At 41.2% G+C, this 16983-nt stretch carries 14 protein-coding genes; 10 read left to right on the top strand and 4 right to left on the bottom strand.

Annotated elements, in window-relative coordinates; all coding sequences use genetic code 11:
- Positions 1-87: 87 nt before the first annotated feature.
- The 4 genes from V7783_RS17185 (at position 88) to V7783_RS17170 (ending at position 7727) form a co-directional block, all read left to right on the top strand.
- Positions 88-951, top strand: coding sequence for a PhzF family phenazine biosynthesis protein (locus tag V7783_RS17185; protein WP_335679761.1), 864 nt, complete (start codon positions 88-90; stop codon positions 949-951).
- Positions 952-1040: 89 nt separating this feature from the next.
- The gene (locus tag V7783_RS17180) at positions 1041-1445 is read left to right on the top strand and encodes an MAPEG family protein (RefSeq protein ID WP_335679760.1); all 405 of its coding nucleotides are present in this window, start codon (positions 1041-1043) and stop codon (positions 1443-1445) included.
- Positions 1446-1580: 135 nt separating this feature from the next.
- Positions 1581-2924 (top strand): acetylxylan esterase, encoded by a 1344-nt coding sequence (locus tag V7783_RS17175; RefSeq protein WP_335679759.1) that lies wholly within the window; start codon positions 1581-1583, stop codon positions 2922-2924.
- A gap of 345 nt (positions 2925-3269) precedes the next feature.
- Entirely contained in the window at positions 3270-7727 is a 4458-nt protein-coding gene (locus V7783_RS17170) for a di-heme oxidoredictase family protein (RefSeq protein ID WP_335679758.1), read from the top strand.
- Positions 7728-7795: 68 nt separating this feature from the next.
- Here the strand turns inward: V7783_RS17170 and V7783_RS17165 are convergent, their stop codons facing one another.
- Positions 7796-8422 carry a trimeric intracellular cation channel family protein gene (locus V7783_RS17165; protein ID WP_335679757.1) on the bottom strand — a complete coding sequence of 209 codons (627 nt, stop codon included), beginning with the start codon at positions 8420-8422 and terminating at the stop codon, positions 7796-7798.
- A 290-nt stretch (positions 8423-8712) separates the two neighbouring features.
- On the opposite strand from V7783_RS17165, the gene V7783_RS17160 reads away from it, so the two are divergent.
- Positions 8713-10599, top strand: a complete 1887-nt coding sequence (locus tag V7783_RS17160; protein ID WP_335679756.1) for a M61 family metallopeptidase — start codon at positions 8713-8715, stop codon at positions 10597-10599.
- A 62-nt stretch (positions 10600-10661) separates the two neighbouring features.
- Here the strand turns inward: V7783_RS17160 and V7783_RS17155 are convergent, their stop codons facing one another.
- The gene (locus V7783_RS17155; protein WP_335679755.1) at positions 10662-11987 is read right to left on the bottom strand and encodes an amidohydrolase; all 1326 of its coding nucleotides are present in this window, start codon (positions 11985-11987) and stop codon (positions 10662-10664) included.
- Between the two features lie 50 nt (positions 11988-12037).
- On the opposite strand from V7783_RS17155, the gene V7783_RS17150 reads away from it, so the two are divergent.
- The 5 genes from V7783_RS17150 to V7783_RS17130 all read left to right on the top strand — a co-directional run bounded on the left by V7783_RS17150 (position 12038) and on the right by V7783_RS17130 (position 15231).
- On the top strand, positions 12038-12715 hold the full coding sequence (locus V7783_RS17150; RefSeq protein ID WP_335679754.1) for a Crp/Fnr family transcriptional regulator: 678 nt from the start codon (positions 12038-12040) through the stop codon (positions 12713-12715).
- A gap of 80 nt (positions 12716-12795) precedes the next feature.
- On the top strand, positions 12796-13215 hold the full coding sequence (locus V7783_RS17145) for a hypothetical protein (protein ID WP_335679753.1): 420 nt from the start codon (positions 12796-12798) through the stop codon (positions 13213-13215).
- Positions 13216-13303: 88 nt separating this feature from the next.
- On the top strand, positions 13304-13807 hold the full coding sequence (locus V7783_RS17140) for an Mpo1 family 2-hydroxy fatty acid dioxygenase (RefSeq protein WP_335679752.1): 504 nt from the start codon (positions 13304-13306) through the stop codon (positions 13805-13807).
- Positions 13808-13833: 26 nt separating this feature from the next.
- Positions 13834-14625, top strand: coding sequence for an SDR family oxidoreductase (locus tag V7783_RS17135; protein WP_335679751.1), 792 nt, complete (start codon positions 13834-13836; stop codon positions 14623-14625).
- Positions 14626-14766: 141 nt separating this feature from the next.
- Positions 14767-15231, top strand: coding sequence for a DUF4826 family protein (locus tag V7783_RS17130; protein WP_442961391.1), 465 nt, complete (start codon positions 14767-14769; stop codon positions 15229-15231).
- Between the two features lie 99 nt (positions 15232-15330).
- On the opposite strand, the gene V7783_RS17125 is transcribed toward V7783_RS17130, so the two are convergent.
- The gene (locus tag V7783_RS17125; RefSeq protein WP_335679750.1) at positions 15331-15789 is read right to left on the bottom strand and encodes a GNAT family N-acetyltransferase; all 459 of its coding nucleotides are present in this window, start codon (positions 15787-15789) and stop codon (positions 15331-15333) included.
- 12 nt (positions 15790-15801) lie between these two features.
- Positions 15802-16947, bottom strand: coding sequence for a ribosomal protein uL16 3-hydroxylase (locus V7783_RS17120; RefSeq protein ID WP_335679749.1), 1146 nt, complete (start codon positions 16945-16947; stop codon positions 15802-15804).
- Between the last annotated feature and the right edge of the window lie 36 nt (positions 16948-16983).

Genomic DNA, 16983 nt, shown 5'->3' with positions numbered 1-16983 from the left:
TATCATCTAGGTTAAATAATACTCGGCTATGGTTGATACATAAAACGGGTAAGTCTTCAGGCTCGTAATAGAGGGAGTTTAGTACAAGTGGATATTGAAGTTGCTTTGGTAAGCGCGTTTACAGTAAATGGCAAAGGTGGCAACCCTGCTGGTGTTGTGTTTAATGCTGACAACCTCTCAGATGCTGAAAAATTAAAAATTGCCCAAGCTGTTGGGTATTCAGAAACGGCTTTTGTTGCTAGTGATAATGAAGCTGATTTTGAGGTGTCTTTTTTTACGACAACAGCAGAAGTTGATTTTTGTGGCCATGCTACATTAGCTACTTTTTCTACAATGTACCAAAAGGGTATGCTTAGAGCGGGCACTTATGTACAGCGGACTAAAGCTGGAATGCTGTCTGTGACTATTGAGTCAAGTGGCAAGGTCGTCATGGCGCAGCAATTACCTGAAAAAATAGCGAGCTTTTCATATCAAGAAATTGCCAATGTTATTGGTATTGAAAGTAATATACTTGAAAGCACAAACTTACCGATTGAAGCTATTTCCACAGGGCTCGCAGACGTGATTATTCCTGTTCCCCATGGTTATTTAGATACAATAGTGCCAGATGATAAACGTATTGCTGATTTTTGCAAACAGTATAACCTGGTTGGCTTTCATGTTTTTGAGCTTAATGAGTTACCAAGTAAACATACAGCAAGTTGTCGTAATTTCGCTCCTTTATTTGGTATTCCTGAGGAGTCAGCGACAGGAAGTTCTTGTGGTGCTTTAGCGTGTTATCTTAGCGAGCACCTTGCTGAGTTAGGTAGTGAATATGTTTTTGAACAAGGTAGAGCTATGAATTGTCATTCATTAATTACGGCATCGGTTGAGTCTGATAATTCAATAATACGCAGCGTAAAAGTGGGTGGTTTTGCCAATAGTATCCGCTCAGGAATAATCGCCGTATAACAGCTACTCTCTTAAGCTTAGTCATTGATAGTTTTTATTCTAGGCTTGTTTAGCCAAGATGAGATTGCTCTTAAAGGACTCAGTGTAAAATGAATACTCTATTTCTCCCCATGTTTGCTCACGTAATTTTGTGTATTGTACTATATGGCTTGCTAACAATAGCTAGGGCGCCGAGTATCTGGGGGCTAGGGCAACGAGCTGATGGCTCTAATCCCTTTCAATCTATACAGCCAAAACTCAGTGCTAATTTGAGTAACCAATTTGAATGGCCGATGTTTTTTCACCTAATCTGTGTGTTGTTAATGTCTTCTGGCTCGCAAATTAGTTCAGTTTATTGTTTACTGGCTTGGGTATTTGTCGCTGGACGAGTAATGCACAGTGGTGTTCAAGTTTTCACTGCAAATATAAGACTGCGAGGTATTGTTTTTACAATTAACTTCATCGCAGTAATCGCAATGTGGCTGATGTATTGCATTGAACATATTGGCAGTTAATCAAAATCGTACATTCTTAAAAAAATAAATAGTCATTAATTTAATCAGCGATTAATTGCTTTTTACAATTTCGTAAAGCTTCTTTAGAATAAAGTTAACTTTTGCGAATAAGTACCCCTTGAGGCTTAACCTATTATGTTTGCCATTGAACCAAGAAAAATAAATTTTAAACAGGCGGTTACATTATTTTTAATTAATGTGATTTTTTTTGCCTTGGCTTTGCCAGCGGTGGCAGAAAATAATCCATATCGCAGTGATGTTGTTTGGGTTACTACACCAAACCATCATAACTGGTTATATAAAACCAATGAAAATGCCAGTGTTAAAGTGTCTTTGTATCGCTATGGTATGCGCGTTACTGATACTGAAATAGAGTATGAAATAGGTCCTGATATGCTGCCTTCAGACACGTTTGACAAAGTAGCACTTGATAACGGTGAGGCAAATATTGCGATGGGCACTTTAACTGCACCGGGATTTAAGGCATTACGATTAAAAGCCAGAATAGATGGGAAAACCTATCAACACCATATCAAGCTTGGTTTTTCTGTTGATGAGCTAACTGCTTACACTAAAATGCCTGATGATTTTAGTGTTTACTGGCAACAAGAACTAAAAAAGGCGGAGACGGTGCCTTACAAAGTTGAAAAAACATTTGTACCAGAATTTTCAAATGAATTAGTTGATTGTTATTTAGTCAAGATTCAAGCATATAGAAAAGGCCAGTACGTTTATGGCTACTTAACGATACCTAAACAGCAAGGTAAGTTTGCTGTTGTAATATCTCCACCAGGTGCTGGTATAAAACCTATGACCCCAGAAAAGCATCTTTTTTATGCCGAGTCGGGGATTATTCGCTTTGATATGGAAATACATGGCATACGCCCTGATCTAGACCGTCCTACCTATAATGAAATAAGTGCTGCTTTTGGCGAAGGTAACAACAGTTACTTAACGAATGGTTTAGATAACCGCGATAATTACTATATGAAAAAAGCGTATATATCTATGCCACGGGTGGTCGATTTTTTGACTAAACTACCACAATGGGATGCTAAAAATATGATTGCTCAGGGAGGTAGCCAAGGGGGAGCGTTGGCGCTGGTGTTAGCTGGGCTTGATAAACGCATAACAGCTGTGTCTGCAAACCATCCAGCTTTGAGTGATATGGCAGGTTATAAAGAGGGGAGAGCAGGTGGTTACCCGCACTTTTTTACCAAGTTCTCAGGTATGGACACACCAGAGAAAGTTAAAACTATGGCCTATTATGATGTTGTAAATTTTGCACGCTTTATTGATGTGCCGGTGTTTATGACGTGGGGCTTTAACGACAATACATGCCCGCCAACTACCTGTTATATAGTCTATAACGCTATTAATAGTGAAAAAACCTCCTTGATCACACCTATCAATGAACATTGGGTTTCTACTAATACGCGTCACAAAATATTAGATTGGATTAAAGCTGGCCTAAAATAGGCTGGCTTTAACTTATTGTAATTTTGCTACCTTCTGATCTTTATATCTCGTAACTTATCGCAGGATCAGAATTATTTAAGTTAATTTATTATAATTATTGTTATTAGGTTGTTAATGTAAGCGCTTACATGCTAAGTTTATAACTCTGCACACGCTAAAACTATTTAAAAAGGATGGTTTACTCAGTGCGTGTGTTTGAAAAGCGCTACATTTCAATTGTTCACAATTGCTATGGATCTAAATGTAAGCGCTTTCATTTCTGTTGTTTGTGAGATGAATAAAAAGGACTCGTTCTTTATTGGCTAACCGCTAAAAAAGTTTTTAAATCACATTTGGAGACACACAGTGAAAACGAATAGCAAGTTTAACAGAAGGCTTGCAAATATTGGGTTTGCAAGCCTGATCATTTGCGCGCCTGGGCAAAGTAATGCCGCCGTGGGAAATTTACTTTGGGAAGATAACTTTAATAATTTAAATACCGACGTTTGGAATATCGATGTGGGTGATGGTTGTGATCAAGGCTTATGTGGCTGGGGTAACCAAGAGCTACAATGGTATAGCGAGAATAACGTCTACATTAGTGATATTGCTGGAGAGGCAGGTAATAAGGGGCTTGTTTTTGAAGCTCGAAATGAAGCGTTTGGCGGTAAAGCATTTACCTCTGGTAAATTACAAAGTAAAAATAAATTAGCTGTGCAATACGGCATGATAGAAATTAGAATGAAAGTGTCTGATGTAGATACCGGCCTTTGGCCGGCACTTTGGATGCTAGGTACGAGCACTGCTGATTGGCCTGCTAAAGGCGAGATTGACATGATGGAAATGGGTCAATCTCAAGCAGGGCGAAGTGACGCTGGTTTCCCTGGTGCGCCGAGTAATAATTATACAGGATCAAATTTAATTTTTTATGCGGATGCAGCCTGTAGCACTGGTAACCCAACATGTGCTGCAAGTGTGGCGTATCAAACAGATAACGCTCACGTATCAGCAATCCCCCTTACAAACCGATTTGTTACCTACCGTACCTATTGGACTGAAGATGAAATTCGTTTCACCGTAGAAGACAATGGTGTTGAATACGATATGTACGATAACCCATTTCAAATATCCGCTGAATCCAGTGAGTTTAATGCCCCATTTTATTTGTTAATGAACCTTGCCGTAGGTGGTTTATTTACCGATGCGTTGAGCAATGAACAGGTGAGCGCGCCACTGCCAGGGAAAATGGTGGTGGACTATGTGCGAGTTTATGAACTGGATGGCCAAGGTGAAGTATTTAATGGCAATTTAACTCAGCCAGAAACGGGTACTTTTGCTGTTTTCAGTGAAGGGCCGAGCGATAACGAGTTAGTGCCAGGTACCAATGCTGATATTTATATTTGGAACCAAAATTCATTGTCTCAAGGTAATACAGCAGCTTATGAGGGCAGCGAAGTTATTGCTTGGCAATATAGCCCTGATCAGTGGTTTGGCGCGGGTATTCAAAGCCGCCAAGCACGTGATATGAGTAATTTCAGAGATGGTTACTTAAATTTCAATATTAAAATTCCGGCTGATGTGAGTTTTAAAATTGGCATAGCTGATACTTACACCAATGAAAATTGGATAACCTTTGCAGCTAATAATAATCAGTATGGCCTAGTGCGTGATGGTCAGTGGAGTGAAGTGAGTATTCCTATTACTGATTTAGCTGGTAGTTCAGTGGCATTACAGTCGATAAAAAATCATTTTAATATTGTCTCAGTAGCAACTGAGGAGCCAAATTATAGCTTCCAAATGGCGATTGATGATATTACCTGGAGCGGCGGAGGCAATGCCCCCAGTGATAATGATCAAGACGGTGTTATCGACAGCCAGGACCAATGCCCAAATACGCAAGCAAATACAGAAGTGGATGCGAATGGTTGTCCAGTGGTTATTTTACCTGAGGGTCTAGAGCAAGCAGCACAAGATAGCCTAACATTTTATGTGAACACAACCGGCTGGGCAGATGTGCATTACACCGTTAATGGTGGTGGTCAACAAAATGTGCGCATGCAAGTTATCAATGGTCGCAATGAACTTACGCTAACAGGTTTAGTTACAGGCGATATAGTTAGTTTTTGGTTTACTTACTTACAAGCCGATGGACTGGTCACAGATACGGTAGCGCAAACATATACACTTTCAGATTCATCATCTTCAGGCAACGATAATCAAAGTGATGGCGATAGCGATGGTGTGAATGACAACATTGATCAATGTTTAAATACGCCGGTAGGTGATGTTGTTAATACACAAGGCTGTAGCGTGTTAGTGACCGAGCAACTTCGTCTCGAAGCTGAAGATTACAGTAACTATTTTGATAATGACACAGGCAATACTGGCGGCGAATATCGAAACGATGATGTTGATATTGAAACCACCAGCGATACTGGCGGCGGTTATAATGTCGGATGGACCTCAGCGGGTGAATGGCTTGAATATCAAGCGAACCTAGGTGCAGGAACGTATAACTTAATTACCCGTGTAGCCTCTGAAATCGGTAACGGCACTTACACAGTATTAATTGATGGTAACACTGTTGCCACTGATGCTGTGCCTACAACTGGTGGTTGGCAAACATTTATTAGTCAAACAATTGCCTCAGTTACTTTGGATGAAGGTGTACACACTATTCGGATTGAAATGACCGGCGGTGAATTTAATATCAATTGGTTAGAGTTTAACCTTGCAAATCAAACAGAGAGCGACAGCGATAATGATGGTGTGAGTGACAGCCAAGACCAATGTCCAAACACACCCCTAGGTAGCCAAGTAAATAGCCAAGGTTGTGAGATTAACTTAGGAAATATTATTCCTTTATACAATACAGCTACGCAGTTAGAGCAAGAGATAAGTTTTGATAGAGGCGATGCGTTAATCACGCGGTTTGCCGATCGTGGCCGTGACCGTCATGCTAAGGAAGACCAATTTCAAATTTATGATCATTACTTATCTCATTACTGGGAACATCGCACCGCGCAATTTGAAATTGTCGACTTTGTTGCTAAAGGTGGTTCTCGTATTGAAGTGACCTTTATTACCGAGTGGAAACTAGGCGCGCGTGAATTTAGAGCTTGGTATCGTGGTTTAGGGACTGTCGCTGAGTACCATGGAAATTATTTTGGCGGTGGTGCAGTGGTTGAGCTTGATAATGGTAGTTATGATGCAAACTTTAATAAGATCAGTGATTCAGGCGATCAATACCGTTACCGTGTCGTAATTGATGATTATCGTCCGCTAAATTGGGAACCTGCTGGTGGGTCTTTACCACTTGAAGTTGGTCAACGCATGGAGTTTGAGGTTAGCCAATTTCTGGATGCGCCACCAGAGGGTCGTGAAAACTATTATGGTACCACTTACTTATATATTGTCGGTGAAGGATTGGTGCCTTGGAAAACAGTCGGTGACTTTAACGATCCTTCATCACAACGTGAAGACTCATACCCTATTGCAGAGCAAGGCTGGTTAGGCGGTGAAACCACATTGCCATATAACTATACTAATGAGCCGGACAATCATTTTATGCAAATGGCAACTAATTTATCGAGCTTAAATGGCCAAGCATTTGTGCAAGGACGACGCTTACATCACAGTAGTTTTGTCAATGGTGAACACGATGAGCGAAATGGTGAAAATGGGGTGTTTAATGCCGTTGTAGGTAAATCTGGACCGCATTATATTAATGATAGCTGTGCAGGTTGTCACGTCCGTAATGGTCGTGCTGCACCGCCTGAAGTTGGTGGCTCTCTAGCTAAGTGGGTGTTTAAAGTGGCCGATATTAATGGCAACTCACATCCATTATTAGGTAATGTATTACAACCTAAAAACGTAGGGATTAACGATGCAACACAAGGCGAAGGGGATGTAACGATTGCGTCGTGGACAGAAAATAACGGTTTACGTTCACCTAATTACCAATTTAGTAAAACCACACCAGCACGTTATTCAGCGCGTATTGCACCACAGCTTGTCGGTTTAGGCTTACTTGAGGCGATCCCAGAGAGTGCGATATTAGCTTTGGCGGATGAAAATGACAATAACGGCGATGGGATTTCAGGTAAGGCACAGCGTATTATCGATCCTAGCACGGGTCAAACACGTTTAGGGCGCTTTGGTTATAAAGCGGCTGCAGCATCAATTAAACACCAAGTAGCTGGAGCGTTTAATACCGATATGGGTGTGACCAACTCAGTGTTTCCTGATCCGGATTGTGGCAGCTCACAAGCTGTATGCGGTAATGCGGGGAGTGAAGTTTCAGATGCACACTTAGATGAGCTAAGTAAATATATATCATTACTGGGGGTGAGAGCACAACGTAGCCTTGACGATCCGCAAGTGCAATTAGGTAAAACACTATTTTCATCGATTGGTTGTGCAGGCTGCCATACTGGTACATTTGAAACCAGTGAGCACCATCCGTTTGCTGAATTACGTTCACAAACAATTCATCCATATACGGATTTATTATTGCATGATATGGGTCCTGGCCTTGCCGATAACTTAGGCGAAGGCTTGGCTACAGGTGCTGAATGGAGAACAGCGCCGCTTTGGGGCATTGGTTTATCTGCCTGTGTGACCGGTGGGGTAGATAATATCCTCGGCGGGCAAGGTAATGAGTTTTGTACCGCAGAGCCAAGTTATCTTCATGATGGCCGTGCTAGAACGATAGACGAAGCAATTTTATGGCATGCTGGCGAGTCGCAATCATCACGCATCGCTTATGAAAGTTTATCCGCAAATGACCAATCAGCCGTTCTGGCGTTTTTAAACTCACTGTAAATTCACTTTGAATTTCCCCTCAGTCAAGAGCAGCTAATAATTTATTAGCTGCTCTTACTTTTTAAGCTCTATTTTCTAACAGTTCTTTTTCTAAATATATTTGGTTGCCAGCCCCAGTGAAGGGCACCGAGTCGTAAAAATACGGTAATAAATAACGAGCCAAATATACACCATAGGTAAGGAACGCCTAATAAAAATAGTGCAGCGTAAGCAAGGCCACCGCAAAAACAAGCGGTGGAATAGAGTTCATCACGCATCACCAGCGGGACTTCGCGGCAAATTACGTCGCGCATTAAACCGCCGAATATACCCGTGGTCATGCCCATGGTAATTGCAACTATCATGGTCGTGCCTTCGATTAGTGCTTTTTCGATACCAACCACATTAAAAATTGCCATGCCGATGGCATCAACAAGTAACATATAATAGTTCGATACATCAGGCATATAGCGAATAAATATGACAGCAACAAAGATTGCAGCATACGTTGCGTATAAGTAATCAGGTTGGGCAATCCAAAACACCGGCTGATTTAATAATACATCACGTAGTGTGCCGCCGCCTAAGGCTGTAACCGTACCGACGACGACAACACCGAATCCTCCAATGTCTTTATCATGGCCAAGCAATGTTCCTGAAATTGCGAAAAAAGCAACCCCAATAATGTTTAAAAAGTGAAAATAGTCAGCTGTCACTTTGATATTCATTCCATTAAAAATAACTGTAAATAAGTGTAACTGACTTTGAATTTATAGCACCTTAATATAACGCTATGTGATTAATTGTCATGATAGGCAGTGATCGTTTTAACGCTTTTAATCGTCATTGGTCCTATAAATCATTGCTATTAGGGTTGCATGGCGTTATAAAGTTATGGTTATTTCAGTAATTACTGAAACAAATGGAGGTTTCCGAGTGTTTTGCACTCACATTACCAGGACAAGTCTAAATGCGCGTGCTTTGCGCTTCTTTATTGGAGAAGTAAGTGAAAAATTATGTTATCGCTGCTGCCCTCAGTTCTTTTATGGGCCTTGCTCTACCAGCTTCGGCTGGCGTTCAAAACCCGGTTGATAAAGCATTTCCCGGAACAATTAAAATCAAAGTTGATGCTACCGATCTTGCTCATCGTATTTTTCAAATAAACGAAACCATCCCAGTAAACTCTGGTGATATGACATTACTTTATCCACAGTGGATACCAGGGCACCATTCACCGGTTGGACCAATAAGTCAGTTGGCTGGATTGAAAATTTCAGCAGAAGGTAAAGCGATCGCATGGCAACGCGATCCTGCTAACGTATACGCTTTTAACTTTAAGGTTCCTAAGGGTGCACGTGAGTTGCATGTTGAATATCAATTTTTGTCACCACAAAGTTCAGAGCAAGGACGCGTTATGATGACGCCAGAAATGCTCAACTTACAATGGGATACAGTGGCGCTTTATCCCGCAGGGCATTACAGTCGTAAAATTAAATTTCAACCAAGTGTAACGTTGCCGAAAGGCTGGCAATTTGCTACTGCACTTGAAAAGTCTTCGCAAAAAGGCAATACCGTTACCTTTGAGGGAATTGATTTTGAAAACCTAGTCGACTCGCCTATGTTTGCTGGTAGCCACTATAAACGTGTTGATTTAAACCCAAATGCTGATACTAAAGTGTTCTTAAATATCTTTGCAGATAAAGAAAAAGATCTTCAGATCAGTGACGAAGGGTTAACAGCACACCGCGAACTGATCCAACAAATGTATGCGCTTTATGGTGCACACCACTTTGACCATTATGATTTTTTACTTGCCCTTACAGATAAGTTAGGCGGTATTGGCATGGAGCATCATCGTTCAAGTGAAAATAGCGCGAAAGAAAATTACTTTACCGACTGGGATAAGTCATGGGTGGGTCGCGATTTATTAGCGCACGAATTTAATCATTCTTGGAATGGTAAATATCGTCGTCCTGAAGCCTTATGGACACCGACCTATAATCAGGTAAAAGAAGCGAATGGCCTTTGGGTTTATGAAGGACAAACTCAGTTTTGGGGACAAATTATTGCGGCTCGTTCAGGACTTTGGAGCCAAGATAATGCGATGGACATGTTAGCCCGTTTGGGCGCAACCTATGATCAAGGTCGCCCTGGTATGGCATGGCGTAATATTTTAGATACTACTAACGATCCAACCATCGCTCAGCGCTCATCTTTGCCTTATCGCAGCTATCAAATGAGTGAAGATTATTACTCAGGGGGCGAGTTAATTTGGTTTGCTGTTGATGCGAAATTACGTGAATTGAGTAACAACGGTCATTCATTAGATGATTTTGCTCACGACTTTTTTGGTGTAAACCCCGGTGATTGGAATGTACTGACCTATAAATTTGACGATGTGATCAATACTCTCAATGGGATTGAAAAGTACCAATGGGATGAGTTTATTAATGCGCGTTTAAAAGGCCATGTTAATTTGTCTAACTCACTTGCAGATCAAGGTTGGCAATTGATTTATAACGATAAAGCCTCTGATGGCATTAAAGCAATTGAAACCCGCTATAAAGCGACGGATCTACTTTATTCTCTGGGCTTTTCAGTAAATAAAGAGGGCAAAATGCGCGATGTATTATGGGATAGTCCTGCATTTAATGCGGGTCTTGCGCCAAGTATGCAAATTATTGCGGTTAATAATACGCAGTTCAGTGGTGATGCACTTAAAGATGCCGTCACTGATGCTAAAGGCAAAACAGCGCCAATTAAGCTACTGGTGAAAAACTTTGATCAGTACAGTGAAATTCAGATAGATTACCATGATGGCCTTAAATATCCTCATCTTGAGCGTATTGAAGGAAAACCAGATTACTTATCGCAGTTACTCACTGCGCGCTAAGCCTTAGCTCGATAAATGTTAGTCAATATACCCACATTATGTGGGTATATTTTTATTAAAAATTATTTTTCATTCGCAAAAAAATCCACAACCAATTGAGTCATTGAATCAACCCCTAGCTGCAATGCTTTCTCGTCGGCGAAAAACTGTGGCGAGTGATTACTTGCCGCAGTTTTTGCATCTTGGCCTTGGGGTGTAACACCTAAAAAGAAAAACAAGCCCGGAGTTTCTAATGCGTAATAGCTGAAGTCTTCAGCGCCGGTGATCAAATCAGTGGTAATGATATTCTCAGCCCCAGCCACTTTAGCGAGTGTTGGCGTCATTTTTTTGGTGAGTTTTACATCATTCACAGTAACCGGGTAGCCGTGATCGATATGTACATCGGCTTTAGCGCCGGCAGATTCTGCTACTAGTTCGGCGGTTTTCGCTAACCGTGTTTTAATATCTGCACGCATTGTTTGGTCAAAGGTGCGAATAGTGCCAATTAACTCAACACTATCAGGAATGATATTTGAGCGGACGCCGCCATTAATAGCCCCAAAGGAGATAACAGAGGGCGCTTTGGTAACATCAACTTGACGAGATGAAATGGTTTGCGTGGCCATAATAATTTGCGAAGCTGCAACGATAGGATCAACACCATTCCAAGGCCTTGAACCATGGGTTTGGCGACCTTGAACATTGATAGTGAAAGAATCTTCACTGGCCATAAGTGGGCCTTCACGAAAGCCAATTTGGCCTGTATTTAATGAGCTGGTTACATGTAAACCAAATACGGCTACGGGTTTTTCTTTGAATAAACCTTCTTTGAGCATCAGTTCAGCACCGCCTTCCTCACCGTCTGGCGCACCTTCTTCCGCTGGCTGGAATACGAACAGGACATCACCGGCTAAGTCATCTTGAACTTTAGCTAAAGACTCAGCCACAGCCATCAAAATAGCAACATGATTATCGTGACCACAGGCATGCATAACACCGACTTCATTGCCACGGTAGGTTGAGGTCTGGGTTGATGCAAATGGTAAGTCAACTTGCTCAGTAACTGGGAGGGCGTCCATATCGGCACGCAGCGCCACTAAAGGGCCTTTTTTACCGCCTTTGAGTTTAGCAACCACGCCAGTATGAGCTACCCCAGTTTGAACTTCGAGACCCAGTGCTTTTAAATGTTTAGTAATGTATTTAGCGGTTTCAAATTCGCGATTACTCAGCTCAGGGTACTGGTGCAGATGACGTCGCCACGTGATCACTTTTTCACTGACACTGTGGTTGGCTTTTTTAAGATTATTGTTGAGCTGCTGCTCAGGAGCGGCTGCAAAACTAGAGGAAGATAACGTGCTTATCAAGATGCCGTTTAGTAATAAACTGCTGTAAATAACTTTGTTTAACATAGCAATCCCTTTTATTATTGGAGTATTAAACTACTGTAGAGTAAAGCGATATGAATGAACAGGACCGTGCGATAATTAACCAAGGAAACTGGTTTAGTAGCCGCGCTGACGAATTTCAGCAGTCGTTATTGCAACATGCAAAAGTAATTAAACTCGACGCTGGTGAGGCGTTATTTTTACGTGGTGATGAAAACTCTGGTTTATACGCTGTACTTAATGGGCTAATGCGAGTCAGTGGCGCAAATAGCGATGGCAAAGAGGCGGTTTTGAGTTTCATTGACTCTGCTATTTGGTTTGGCGAAGTGGCATTATTTGATGGTGGCCTGCGCACTCATGATGTACATGCACAAATACCTAGCCGATTACTGCATGTACCGCATCGCACACTGTTGCAATTACTGGCCCTTAAACCCGTGTATTGGCATGACTTTGGTGTACTGTTATCGCACAAAATGCGTTTATTGTTTACATCACTAGAAGATCATGCGCTATTAACTGCACAGCAAAAAGTCTGTAAACGGCTGCTAATGCTAAGCGTAGCTTCACTGGCGAGTAATAATAGCGCGGTGGTAATGATATCGCAGCAGCAACTTGCAGATATGACTTACTTAACTCGGCAAACGATTAATCAAATCCTCCAAGTGCTGAGCGAAAAAAATATCGTATCTTTACATTATCAACGCATCGAAATTATTGATAACGCAAAGCTTACGGCATTAACGCAGTAAATTCCTTATCCGTTTGTACCTAACTGGCTTCATAATTGCTTAGCATGGGGGTGACCCATCTTTTCAATGGAATTGAGGCAATGAGCTTACTTACTTTTCATAACCAGTACCGTACGCAGCCATATCGTGCGCCTGATCAAACACAAACAGTTATACCTCCTAAAGCGGCAACTGAATTGCCGGATATGGCAAATACTAGCCAAGTTGATACAACAACATCTCTTAAAAACCCAAGCTATGAAAAAAGTTTTCTTGAACAGGCAAATGAAGCGCTTATTTATCAACGATTAGGTGTCGATAAAGAAAAGATAGCTGAACTTAAGGCGGCGATAGAAGAGCTGGCGAAAAAAATACAAGATCACGACGGTGATACAAGCGCGCTGGCTGAGCAAATGGAAGATTTACAAAAGATGCTTGAACAAGAGTATCAAAAAGGCCGAGAGCTACAACCTAAATCACCTGATCACGACAAAGGTAAAATTATAAGTGCATTCGTATAGTGTTTATTTAAATGTCGGATAGCAGACATTGTTACTTTATAGTTATTTGCTAAAGTAATTTTATTACATAATAAAACTAGGATATGCGATGAAAACGTTACAACAACAACTTGGTAAGTATGGTTTATATCACCGCTCAAAACGAAATGTTTTAACGCACTTTTTTGGTATACCTTTGATTGTATTTGCGGTCATTTGTTTACTTGCACGTATTCATATTCCACTTGGAGAGTTTGTTATAAATGGTGCACAGCTTGTGGTGTTCGCGTCGGTGGTTTATTACTTAATGCTCAGTGTGTCATTGGGATTAATTATGGCCATGTTATTAGTATTATTGTCGATTGCTGCAGCCCCCATAGCGCACCTTGCTTTTAGTCATTGGTTGCTGATAAGTGTGGGACTTTTTGTACTTGGTTGGGTATTACAGTTTATCGGTCATTATTATGAAGGAAAAAAGCCAGCCTTTGTTGATGATATCGTGGGCCTTGTTATTGGTCCTTTGTTTGTCCTTGCTGAACTACTTTTTATGTTGGGTTTGTATAAAACACTCGAACATGAAGTGACTGAAATTGCCGGGCCAACTAAACCTTAAACAACCGATATCAATAAAGGTAAATAATGAATTTTAATAATAAAACAGTGTGGATCACCGGTGCATCCTCAGGTATTGGCAAAGAGTTAGCAATTCAATTTGCGCAGTTGGGCGCTCGCGTTATTTTGTCAGCGCGTAATGTTGCTAAGCTTGAGCAGTTGTGTAGTGAGCTAAACGGTGGCCAACATAAAGTGATCCCTCTTGATTTAGCACAACCAGAGCAGGTACTTGAATACGTCACTCAGCACATCAACGACATTGGTAAGGTTGATATTCTGATCAATAACGGCGGTGTGTCGCAACGTAGTTTATTTTTGGAAAATGATTTTTCAGTGTATCGCCAGTTAATGGAAGTAAACTACTTTGGTTTAGTGGCGCTTACCAAAGCAGTGTTGCCCTCAATGGTGGCACAAGGCGGGGGCACGGTAGTATCAATTAGCAGTGTAGCGGGGAAGGTTGGTTCTAAGTTTAGAACGGGTTATTCAGGCTCTAAATACGCCGTCGTTGGTTTTATGGATTGCCTGCGCGCAGAAGTGGCAGATAAAAACATTCATTGTTTAACAGTATGCCCAGGTTCTATTAAAACAGCCATTGCCCATAACTCGTTAAATGAGCATGGTGTTGCGCAAAATCAAGCTGAGCACTCTATTGAAAATGGCATGGATGTCACGCTTGCCGTTAAGCAAATGATTAGTGCGATTGGCAAAGGAAAAGATGAAGTTGTAATCGGTGAGGGGCTAAGTGGCTGGGCACCCACGATAAAGCGTTTTTTCCCAGGTTTATTTAACCGTTTAACGGCAAGAACTAACTATCGGTAAAATTATCGTGGTTATTGTGATTGTATTGGCTGAATTGCAAACAAACACATGGGCAACGAGAAAGTTTCGTCCTTTATTACTTGCACCATAAATTATATGCCCTTAAAGTGTAAAAAATGTTGTAAAAGAGTAACTATTGTAATGGAACAAGAACAAGTGGAATCAAAACAAGCTAAACCGCTAACACCAGAAGAGCAAGCACAAGCTGAACAACAAAGTTTAATGTGGCAGCGTGAGTGTTTTCAAAATGCGCAAAAGCATTTAGCTGAAAAGGGCGTAATGCCAAAAAGCTTGATAGAAAAAGAAAGTCGATTTATTGCCCCACTGTGTGCACTTTGGAAGTTTAAAGGCCAAGACGGAAAAAGCTACTGGGTTATAACAGGTCGCTTGCCAACGGATCATGCATTAGCATCGGTTGCGGAAAATGCCCGTGATGCATTGCGTTATTTTTCTTTGCAATGGCAGTTAAAGGCAGATCAAATCATTCAAAGCGGCGGCGCGCGTGATAAAACTCAAGTTGATTTTGCAAATCTTTTAATTAATCGTGCTCATGGTCTTTATGAAATGTATGAAAAAGAAGAGTTGTGGCTAAACGAACCTAAATAACATTAGCTCAGCTATAGTAGCTCAACTTAAGTTAATAAGTACAAAAGCGAACGTATTATCTGGTTCTTCAGCTTAATAAGTTCGCTTTTTTATATTAATTTAATGAACCAGCGTGAACGGTTTTGTATTAAATCTATTTATCGGGCATTGCATACGCAGTCGCGGAATACCTGCTTCCATAAACACATGGCCTTGTTGTTCAAAACCATTGCGTTTAAATCGCTCGACCTCATTTAAAATACAATTAATGCTGACGCAATCACAGCCTTGCTGCTGTGCCAGGTCAACAATATATGTCAGAAGTGAGCGATATACAGAGCGATTACGATGCTCTGGCAGCACCGCAATGCGGCCAATTAAGCCGTCACTACATAGCCTGCCAGTAGCGATAGCCACTTGGCTATCGTCAGTTACGAGAATATGATGAGCATACCGATCAAGATTATCAAACTCGATATGTTTGGGTATATGCAGTTCACATACAAATACCCGCTCTCTGATCTGTTGCAGTAACTCCTTACCTAACTCCCATTCTACTTTGTTGATATGATAGCCCATAAAAACACACTCCTAGCAAAACCAAATCCCCTCATTTAGAAGTGTAGTAAAGGTTTGTACAAATAATAAACTATTTTTTGAACTATTAAGTTGCTCTGCTGTCACCGTGGTGTGATCTGTCAGTAATTTAACCGCGTTTAAATCACTCTCTGGGAGGGTATAATTCTCGCCATTAATGCTTAGAAGTATTTCGTTTTCAAAAACTTGATATAGCGCTCGAGTACCACCTAAACGCTCAAAAATAATCTCATCATCCGTTAATAATTCGGCCACTTGTTCGCTGTCAAATAAATCTTCTGGTGGCATTAAATCCATTTCATGCTTAGGTTGGCTGAGAGTAGTACCTAACCAGGTTTTAAATAATGCATCGTCATTTAACATCGCTTGCATTAATAACTTAATGTTTTCGGCTTCACTGGTGTGGATCTCGCCTTTAGAGCCACGAAGTATAATTTCTGGATCTTGGTAACGACTATTACCGGCTTCTTTATCAATAATATGATCAGCAAAGTTTGACAGTAAATCACGCTGATTTGGTGCACGAAAACCAATTGAGTAATTCAGCGCATTTTCAACAGCGTAACCTTCGTGTGGACAGCCCGGTGGAATATATAAAATGTCGCCCGGTTCAAGTATGCAGTCGATAACAGCGGGGAATTGCTCGACTTGTAATAGGCTTTTATTTTGAGCAAATTGCTTTAAGTTGCTATCAGGCATACCGACACGCCAGTGACGCTTGCCTTCACCTTGAATAATAAATACGTCGTATTGATCTAAATGTGGGCCTACACCACCACCTGGCGTTGAAAAGCTGATCATTAAATCGTCGATACGCCAATTAGGAATAAATCGAAAGGGTTCGAGCAGCTGGGCAGCAGCTGGATGCCAATGATCCACAGCCTGCACAAGTAGGGTAGAGTGCTGCTCTTTGAGTAATTCAAAATCTTCAAATGGGCCATGGTGCGCTTGCCAATCATTATCTTGGTTGGTAATGATACGCGACTCAATACTCTCTTCCATGGCAAGCCCTGCAAGCTCATTTGCATCAAGCGGGTCGACAAAGTCTGCAAAACCTTGTTTGATCAATAGCGGTTTTTTTTGCCAATATCCAGATAGAAATTCTTGTTCGCTTAGGTTATTAATCGTTAATTGATACATGATGATCACCACTTATAAACCATTAGGGATAAAAAA

The organism is Pseudoalteromonas sp. (assembly GCF_036960685.1).
In the GTDB taxonomy this organism is placed as follows: domain Bacteria; phylum Pseudomonadota; class Gammaproteobacteria; order Enterobacterales; family Alteromonadaceae; genus Pseudoalteromonas.
Note: the sequence above shows the minus strand (reverse complement) of the source record. Positions and strands in the feature narration are given on the sequence as shown.